The organism is Polynucleobacter sp. 35-46-11, from assembly GCF_002281105.1.
This window is the reverse complement of the sequence record NZ_NCFJ01000753.1, coordinates 1-1,019: the sequence shown is the minus strand read 5'-3', so window position 1 is coordinate 1,019 and position 1,019 is coordinate 1. Positions and strand designations below refer to the sequence as shown.

Genomic DNA, 1,019 nt, shown 5'->3' with positions numbered 1-1,019 from the left:
CAATTACAACTTGTGTCATGTCTCTACCTATTTTTTTATAAAGCTATTTTCAGTACTACCAAAGACTCAGGAGTGCGATTAAGCACTCCTGAGGTATTGATTTAATCGAACAAAGTATTAATTTACTTTAATGTTCTTTTCTTTGAAATACTTCAAAGCACCTGGGTGATAAGTGATTGGAGTAGAAGCTTGTTTCTGATTCTCAAGGGTTACGTTGATGTATTCCTTGTGAGTGCGAACCAAGTCTAATTTATTATCAAAGATTGCCTTAACAATTTTGTAAGCTTCGTCGTCGGGCATGTTTGCATTAACTACGAGGATATTAGCAACACCGGCAACCTTGTTATCCTTAGTCATGCCGCTATAAGTCTCTTTAGGAATATCGGCAGCAAAGTACAGATTGCCATATTTCTTGTTCATTGCACCAACTTCAGCAGCGTTATCCACCATCACAATCTTCATGCCTGGGCTATTAGCTAGGTCGGTCACGGCCGCAGTTGGTAAACCGCCTACCCAGAAGAAAGCATCAATCTTGCGGTCTTTCACAGCATTAACGGACTCAGCAACGCTCAAACGCTCACGTTTTACATCCTTGTCTTTGTCGAGGCCTGCAGCTTCAAGTAAGCGAAATGCCATTACTTCAGTAGCGCTTCCAGGGGAGCCAGTGCTAACACGCTTACCTTTGAGGTCCTTCATGGACTTGATGCCAGTGGATTCAACTGTGACAACGTGCATGAGATTTGGATAAAGAACTAAGAGGGAGCGCAGATCAATTTTTTTGTTGGTAAATTTGCCTTCACCTTCTTTAGCATCTTTAGCTGCATCAGCCATAGAAAAACCAACATATGGTTTTCCAGTACCAATGAGGTTAAGGTTATCGACCGAACCACCGGTAACTTCAGCTGTAGCAGACATGCCAGGTACTTTGCTAGATAATACTGCAGCCAAGCCACCACCCATTGGGTAGTAAACACCACCTGTGCCGCCGGTTGCGATTGAAAGGTTTTGCGCTTGTGCGC

Annotated in this window: 1 protein-coding gene; it reads right to left on the bottom strand. The window is 43.2% G+C overall.

The features are described from left to right. Positions 1 to 117 precede the first annotated feature (117 nt). On the bottom strand, positions 118 to 1,019 hold a 902-nt coding region (locus B7Y67_RS19320), incomplete at its 5' end, for a TAXI family TRAP transporter solute-binding subunit (RefSeq protein WP_293600022.1).